This window comes from Geminicoccus sp. (assembly GCF_035556675.1).
Taxonomy (GTDB): Bacteria; Pseudomonadota; Alphaproteobacteria; order Geminicoccales; family Geminicoccaceae; genus Geminicoccus.
Window position 1 is genome coordinate 1 of sequence record NZ_DATMFZ010000096.1, and the last position, 7,126, is coordinate 7,126.

Genomic DNA, 7,126 nt, shown 5'->3' on the forward strand with positions numbered 1-7,126 from the left:
GATGACCGAACAACGCGCGGTCCTGGCCGGCGGCTGCTTCTGGGGCATGCAGGACCTGATCCGGCGCCAGGAAGGCATCATCCGCACCCGGGTCGGCTATACCGGCGGCGACGTGCCGAACGCCACCTACCGCAACCACGGGACCCACGCCGAGGCGATCGAGATCGTCTTCGATCCGGAGAAGACCAGCTTTCGCCGGATCCTGGAGTTCTTCTTCCAGATCCACGACCCGACCACCCGCAACCGCCAGGGCAACGATATCGGGATGAGCTATCGCTCGGCGATCTTCTATGTCGACGCGGCGCAAAAGCAGACGGCCCTCGACACCATCGCCGATGTCGACGCGTCCGGGCTGTGGCCCGGCAAGGTCGTCACCGAGGTGAGCCCGGTGGGCGACTTCTGGGAGGCGGAACCGGAGCACCAGGACTATCTGGAGCGCTACCCCAACGGCTACACCTGCCACTTCATCCGGCCGAACTGGCGCCTGCCCAGGCGCAGCGAGGCAGCGGTCGCGGCCGAGTGAGCCCCAGGGCTGGCCGGATGGTCCGGCCAGCCCTGCCCCTCGTCACTCCTGATCGGGCCGCACCAGCACCGTCTCGCCCGTATCGACCACGAACACCGCCAGCAGGCGCGACGGCTCCGTGTCGCTCGCATTGGCGCTGACCGCATGATGGTCGCCCGGCATCTCCACGAAGCTATCACCCGCCTGGTAGACCTTCTCCGCTGCGTCACCGACCTTGCTGCGCACGGCCCCCTCCAGCACCGTCGCATAGATGAAGGCGGAATCCGGATGGGTATGCGCCGCCGAGAACCCGCCCGGGCCATACTCGACCAGCACCGCCTTCAGGCTCTTGCCCGGCACGTTGGGCAGCTCGTGCTCGGCAACCAGCGTCACCGTGGCATTTTTGCTGGGTGCATCATGGGCCAGGGCGGGCCAGAGCGGCAGCGCCGCCAGTGCCAGGGCGCAGCAAACTCGCGTGAACATGGTTCTCGTCCTGTGTGGGATGGGAAATGCGGCAGGTCCGTGTCCTGCCCGGGTCATGAGCGGCGGGCCTGAGCCAGCCAGTCACCCAGACGCGTAGGCGCCAGGCGGGCACCCTCGCCCGGTGTGAGCGAGCGGTCGTCCATCTTCTGGCCGAAATAGGTGGCCTCCGCATCGGGCACGACCCGGCGCGGATCGCCCTTGGCCCGGAGGAACCGTTCGACCGCCTCTGCCATTCCGATCCGCTCCGGACCGCCGATCTCGATCCGGCGGTTGAGCGGCTGGCCGAGTGCCACTTCCATCAGGACGTCGGCCACGTCGTCCGCCGCCATGGGCTGGAACAGTGCCGGTGACAGGCGCACCGTGCCGCCATCCGCAGCCCCGCCATCGGCGATGCCTGCCAGGAACTCGAAGAACTGCGTCGCCTGTACGATCGTGTAGGGGATGCCCGATGCCTCGATCAGCCGCTCCTGGGCATGCTTGGCCCGGAGATAGCCATTGTCCTGGAGGCGCTGGGTGCCGACCACGGACAGGGCCAAATGATGCCGCACCCCGGCTTTGGCCTCCGCCGCCATCAGGTTGCGCCCCGACGCCTCGAAGAAGGCCAGGGTCGCATCCCCGTCGAACGAGGTCGGGTTGGTCACATCCACCACGACCTCCGCACCCGCCAGCGCCGCGTCCAGCCCCTGGCCGCTGACGGTGTCGACGCCCGTGCTGGGCGAGGCGGCCACCACCTCGTGGCCGCGCCCGCGCAGCCGTTCCACGAGCTTGCGGCCGATCAGCCCCGTGCCGCCGATGATTACGATCTTCATGCACTACCTCTTGCAGGCAGAGCGCCGCCTGTCCTGCCAGGCCGGGTCACCCATGCCTCGACCCAAGGACGAGGTCGGCCGGCGCATTGTGACTCCGACGGCGCAGGATTTGTCGCCGCTGCCCCTTTTGCGGCCTCCCTTCTCCCGGGCGATCGCCTCGGCAGAGACCTACGCCTGGCGCAGAATTCAGCCTGAACTTCGACAGTTTATGGCATATTGATCGTGGATCCAACAGACAAACTTGTGAAATCTCCATCATTCAGGAGGCGAGTATCTTGAGCAATATTATTGGAACGCCTGGGGACGACTTCTTGCGCGGAACGAGTTCCAGGGACACCATCAGCAGCCAAGGCGGCGACGACGTAATCCTGGGCCTGGCCGGCCGTGATCGTCTCTTCGGCGAAGCCGGCAACGACACGATCCATGGCGGCGACGACGGCGACCGCATCACCGGCGGTTCCGGCAACGACCGGCTGTTCGGCAGCGCCGGCGACGACCTGGTCTCGGGCAATGCCGGCCGGGACTATCTCTGGGGCGGTGCCGGTGACGACCGCCTGGCCGGTGGGCCCGGCGACGACGTGCTGCGCGGCAATGTCGGCGACGACATCCTGCGCGGCGGCGAGGGCCGCGACCTGATGGAAGGCGGGGCCGGCGATGACCTGATCTTCGACGGGCCGGGCGTCGACCACTTCATCGGCGGCGCCGGCTACGACACCGTGTCGTTCGTCGAGGCCGACCGGGGCGTCTTCGTCCATTTCGCCGCGGCACTCGCAGCCGACCGCGATCCGGACGCCGGCCCCGCCACGATCGAGCCGATGGAGGGTATCGAGCGGGTGTTCGGCAGCCGCCATGACGACATGCTGTACGGCGAGAGGTTTGCGGAACTCTATGTCCTGGAACGTCCCGTCGCCCTGTACGGCCGGGGCGGCAACGACCGGGTCGAGGGCGGCACCGTCGACGACACGGTGAGCGGCGGCGACGGCGACGACCGGGTCGACGGCAATGGCGGGAACGACCGGGTCGATGGTGGTGCCGGCAACGACCTGATTGCCGGCGGCCGCGAGACCGGCGACGACCGGCTGACCGGGGGCAGCGGCCAGGACGTGTTCAACCATCTCGCCTACCGCAGCATAACCAGCTCCACGGAGGCCGGCGCCGATACGATCACCGACTTCCAGGCGGGCCAGGACCGGCTGCGCTGGTCGGTATCCGTCGACGACGATCCCGTGACCGGCCCGGGCGTGCCCGGCCTGCCCTATATCGACGGCCCCGACCTGTTCGCCGACCTGGACAGCGACGATGACGGGGTGCTGAACGGCCTGGACCGCTTCGTCACGGTGCAGCATGGCGGCACCGACAGGCTGACGGTCGACTTCGCGGCCTACATGGATGCCAGGCTCGACGACGCCCATTCCGAGGACGGCGTGAACGCGCCCGACAGCCTCACCCTGCTGGGCGTGCGCGCGCTGACGCTGGACGACATCGACCCCGGCGTGCCCATCGTCTGAGGGCTGGCCACCGCATCGGCGCATCGACAGGCAGCACCGTCCATTGTACCATTCGGTACAGACTTATCCGAAAGGTACAGGACGATGGAGCAACGCCCGCCCCTTCCCCCTTTCACCGCCGGGACCGCCGCGAAGAAGGCCCGCCTCGCCGAAAATGCCTGGAACACGCGCGACCCGCAGAAGGTGGCGCTCGCCTACACCGACGACAGCCGCTGGCGGAACCGGGCGGAGTTCCTCCAGGGCCGCCCGGCCATCATCGACTTCCTCACCCGCAAATGGGCGAAGGAGCTGGACTACCGCCTGATCAAGGAGGTCTGGGCGTTCCACGACCACCGCATCGCCGCCCGCTTCGCCTATGAATGGCACGACGACAGCGGCAACTGGTTCCGCTCCCACGGCAACGAGCAGTGGGAGTTCGACGAAAACGGCCTGATGCGCCGCCGCCTCGCCAGCATCAACGACCAGCCGATCAAGGAAGCCGACCGCCGCTTCCACTGGCCGCAGGGCCCGCGCCCCGACGACTATCCGGGCCTGACCGAGCTCGGCCTCTGAGCCCCGTGGCCCGCATCGTCCAGGAGCGCCACGACGTGATCCCGCTGCTCGCGGAAACCTTCCGCGAGCACGGCTACGAGGGTGCCAGCCTGTCCCTGATCGGCCAGCGCACCGGTCTCGGCAAAGGCAGCCTCTACCACTTCTTCCCGGGCGGAAAGGCGGAGATGGCCGAGGCGGTCCTGGCCGAGCTCGACGCCTGGTTCGAGACCAACCTGTTCCACCCCCTGCATACCGGGCCCGACGCCGAAGCCGCCATCGCCGCCATGTTCCGCACCATCGACAGCTATTTCCGCTCCGGCCGCCGGATCTGCCTGGTCGGCCTGTTCGCCCTGGGCGAACCCCGCGACCGCTTCGCCAAGGCGATCGCCACCTACTTCACCCGCTGGTGCCAGGCGCTGGCCAGCGCCCTACGCCGCGCCGGCAAGGACCCTGCCCTTGCCGAGGAGTTCGTCGCCGGCATCCAGGGCGCCCTGGTCCTGGCCCGCGCCCTGGACGACCCGGACCTGTTCACCAACGCCCTGGCCCGCATGGAGGCCCGGCTCGCCGACGGCCGGTAACGGTCATCGCGAGACAGCCTCGGGGCCAATCCCCATTTTCATGTCATCCCCCGGCTTGACCGAGGGATGACAGAAAGGGCGTGGCTGCCTTCCGTCCTGATCCCTCCTTGGGTTCACCTCGAACGAGACCGCCCGATCCCGCCCGAGGTGCCGCCCTAGCGTCAGTACTGGAAGCTCGGCCGCGTGGTCGCGTCGATGTCGGCCGCATCCAGCGCCGTCACGCCGAACAGGGTGATAGTGCCGTGGTCGCCGGTGGATTCCGAGCGAGGCATCAGCCCGATGTCGATCACCAAGGATGCGGCGCTCACCCCGTCCAGTTCCACTGCCTGCACGCTGCACCAGGCATCGTCGCCATCCAGGACGCCGTCGCCGCTGCTATCCAGGTCCGAGAAGGTCAGGATCTCCTCCGTCGAGCCCGAGCCATCGACGGGATGACCTTCCATGAAGAAGCTGATCTGCAACCGATCCTCACCCCGGGCGAAGTCACGGATGATCTCGTCCGCCTCGAAGTTCGACGAGTCCGGGTAGGTCTGAAAGCCCTGGTAGCTCCGGAAGCCCACCGCGAACAGGTCGTTGCCGGCCCCGCCGACGAGCAGGTCCAGGCCGCTGCCGCCCTCCAGCCGGTCGTCGCCCTCGCCTCCATGGATCCGGTCGTCGTCGCTGCTGCCCCAGAGAATGTCGTTGCCGGCCCCGCCCATGATCAAGTCGTCGCCGGCACTGGCATTGATCGTGTCATTGCCGTCGCCGCCCTGGAACAGGTCGTTGCCCTGGCCGCCGAACAGCTGGTCGTCACCGGCCCCGCCATCCACCCGGCTGCCCGGCACCGGCCCGTCCACCTCATCCGCCGGCAGGCCGATCCGGTCGTCACCGGGCCCGCCATAGATCACGCTCCGGCCATGCCCGGCGGAAATCGAGTCATTGCCGGCACCGCCATAGAGCGCATGGTCACCCGCCCACACCTCGATCCGGTCGTCACCGTCATGGCCGAACGCGACTGTATCACCGCGATGGTCGAGCAGCCGGTCATCCCCGGCATTGCCGGAAAGCCGGTCGTTCCCGTCCCCGCCTTTCAGCACGTCATCGCCTTCGCCACCCAGCAGCAGGTCGTCGCCATGCTCGCCGCGCAGCTCGTCGTCGTCATGCTGGCCGAACAGGACGTCGTCACCCACGCCACCCAGCAGCAGGTCATGACCATGCCAGCCATACAGCCGGTCGGCATCCTCCTGGCCGAAGACGATGTCGTCCCCGTCGCCGGCGTTCACATGGTCATCACCGCGCCCGGCATAGACCAGGTCATCGCCACCACCGAGGTCGATCCGGTCGCGCCCGCCGAACGCCCGAACCTGGTTGTTGCCGAACGGATCGTAGATCACGTCCGGACCATCGGTGCCGATCAGGAGATCGTTGCCCACCGTACCGCGGATGACCATGCCCAACTGCCAATGCCTGCTCGCCGTCCCCACCCGCGGCTACCGGAAATGAACAAAACATGTCAAAGCATTAATACAGACTGTCGCTGTTCTTCGACGCCGTTCAGGCCAAGCGGCGGCCGGCCGATATTCCCGTACCGGCCACCGCCCGTGCAGCCCTACTGCTGGTAGCCGCGCCGCCCGAGCAGGTCGGAAACCTCCTTCGCCGCCGTGTCCAGCGCCTGCTGGATGTCGGTCTCCTCGACGATACCCTGGACCATCCGCTTGGTCGCGATCTCGGCCGCCTCGTTGAACTCGGGCAGGCTCGGCAATGGCTCGGCGGCGGCCATTGCCGCGGAGACTGCCGGATACCAGCGGAACTCCTTCTGCACCTCCGGATCGTTCAGCACCGCCTGGCGGGGCGGGGTCGCGAGCTTGGCCGCGCCACGCTGGCTCTCCTCGCTGAGCGCCCCCGCCAGGACCCGGAACAGCGTGTCCCGGTCCTGGCCGGAGAAGCGCGAGATCGCATAGCCGTCCGTGGTGATCGACTGCTTGCCGCCCGGCGGCGTCGTCCACTCGATCAGCCCGATCACCCGCGACTTGGCCGGATCGTCCATGGACGCGCAGCGCGTCGCCCATTGCTGCCCGACCGCGCAGACGTCCTGGCCGAAATTGACCGCGTTCTCGTCATTGCCGTGCGCGGTGAAGCCCGGCACCGCGAACTTGGCCAGCCGCCGGTAGGTATCCACCGCCGCCGCCCCGCGCTCGCCGTTGAAGACCGGCCGCCACTCCGCGTCGAACCAGCCCTCGCCCACCGTGTTCATCACCGCCTGCAGCTCGTGGGGCGTCATGTCCCATTTGAGCGCCAGCGTCGTCCCGCTGCGCCGCGGCGGCGAATCCAGCGCTTGCGCGATCGCGATCACGTCCTCCCAGCTCTGCGGCAGCGCCAGCCCCGCCTCCTCCAGCAGGTCGCGCCGATGCGCCCAGAGCAGCACGTTGGTGGTGAGCGGCATGGCGTAGATGTGCCCCTCGAAGGTCACGCCGCGCATCGACGCCGGGTTGATGTCGTCGAGGTTGAACTCCTCGCGATGCTTCTCCCAGAGGTCGTCCAGCGGCTCCAGCCAGCCATTCTTGGCATAGTTCGCGATGCTGATGCTGTTGACCCAGAGCAGGTCCAGCCCGGCGCTGCGCGAGGACAGCGCGATGCGCTGCATCTGCATCGCGTCGCCGGACGGCATCAGCCGGGCATCCAGCTCCACGCCCGGCACGGCCGTCCGCATCTGGTCGGCGTAATATTCGAGCGCCG

8 protein-coding genes are annotated in these 7,126 nt (G+C 68.1%); 4 read left to right on the plus strand and 4 right to left on the minus strand.

All coding sequences use genetic code 11. The annotated features are described in order from the left end of the window. The first annotated feature begins 1 nt into the window (after position 1). Positions 2–523 carry a peptide-methionine (S)-S-oxide reductase MsrA gene (gene msrA, locus VNS22_RS07500; protein WP_325731153.1) on the plus strand — a complete coding sequence of 174 codons (522 nt, stop codon included), beginning with the start codon at positions 2–4 and terminating at the stop codon, positions 521–523. Between the two features lie 42 nt (positions 524–565). Here msrA and VNS22_RS07505 read toward each other — a convergent pair whose 3' ends face one another. After that, complete coding sequence (locus VNS22_RS07505) at positions 566–985, minus strand: cupin domain-containing protein (protein ID WP_325731155.1); 420 nt, start codon at positions 983–985, stop codon at positions 566–568. 53 nt (positions 986–1,038) lie between these two features. After that, complete coding sequence (locus tag VNS22_RS07510; RefSeq protein WP_325731156.1) at positions 1,039–1,794, minus strand: SDR family oxidoreductase; 756 nt, start codon at positions 1,792–1,794, stop codon at positions 1,039–1,041. A 275-nt stretch (positions 1,795–2,069) separates the two neighbouring features. Between VNS22_RS07510 and VNS22_RS07515 the strand changes: the two genes are divergently transcribed. The 3 genes from VNS22_RS07515 to VNS22_RS07525 all read left to right on the plus strand — a co-directional run bounded on the left by VNS22_RS07515 (position 2,070) and on the right by VNS22_RS07525 (position 4,411). After that, positions 2,070–3,302 carry a calcium-binding protein gene (locus VNS22_RS07515; RefSeq protein ID WP_325731158.1) on the plus strand — a complete coding sequence of 411 codons (1,233 nt, stop codon included), beginning with the start codon at positions 2,070–2,072 and terminating at the stop codon, positions 3,300–3,302. Positions 3,303–3,386: 84 nt separating this feature from the next. Then, complete coding sequence (locus VNS22_RS07520; protein ID WP_325731160.1) at positions 3,387–3,854, plus strand: nuclear transport factor 2 family protein; 468 nt, start codon at positions 3,387–3,389, stop codon at positions 3,852–3,854. A 5-nt stretch (positions 3,855–3,859) separates the two neighbouring features. Then, on the plus strand, positions 3,860–4,411 hold the full coding sequence (locus VNS22_RS07525; RefSeq protein ID WP_325731162.1) for a TetR/AcrR family transcriptional regulator: 552 nt from the start codon (positions 3,860–3,862) through the stop codon (positions 4,409–4,411). Positions 4,412–4,572: 161 nt separating this feature from the next. On the opposite strand, the gene VNS22_RS07530 is transcribed toward VNS22_RS07525, so the two are convergent. Together VNS22_RS07530 and VNS22_RS07535 are read right to left on the minus strand one after the other, a co-directional pair. Beyond that, on the minus strand, positions 4,573–5,841 hold the full coding sequence (locus VNS22_RS07530; protein ID WP_325731166.1) for a calcium-binding protein: 1,269 nt from the start codon (positions 5,839–5,841) through the stop codon (positions 4,573–4,575). A gap of 158 nt (positions 5,842–5,999) precedes the next feature. Further along, a partial coding sequence (locus VNS22_RS07535; RefSeq protein WP_325731164.1) for an ABC transporter substrate-binding protein occupies positions 6,000–7,126 on the minus strand: 1,127 nt, incomplete at its 5' end.

Bases quoted from the DNA above. Each gene is read 5' to 3' on its own strand.
- msrA (WP_325731153.1), top strand. From the start codon at position 2: ATGACCGAACAACGCGCGGTCCTGGCCGGCGGCTGCTTCTGGGGCATG.
- VNS22_RS07505 (WP_325731155.1), bottom strand. From the start codon at position 985: ATGTTCACGCGAGTTTGCTGCGCCCTGGCACTGGCGGCGCTGCCGCTC.
- VNS22_RS07510 (WP_325731156.1), bottom strand. From the start codon at position 1,794: ATGAAGATCGTAATCATCGGCGGCACGGGGCTGATCGGCCGCAAGCTC.
- VNS22_RS07520 (WP_325731160.1), top strand. From the start codon at position 3,387: ATGGAGCAACGCCCGCCCCTTCCCCCTTTCACCGCCGGGACCGCCGCG.
- VNS22_RS07530 (WP_325731166.1), bottom strand. From the start codon at position 5,841: ATGGTCATCCGCGGTACGGTGGGCAACGATCTCCTGATCGGCACCGAT.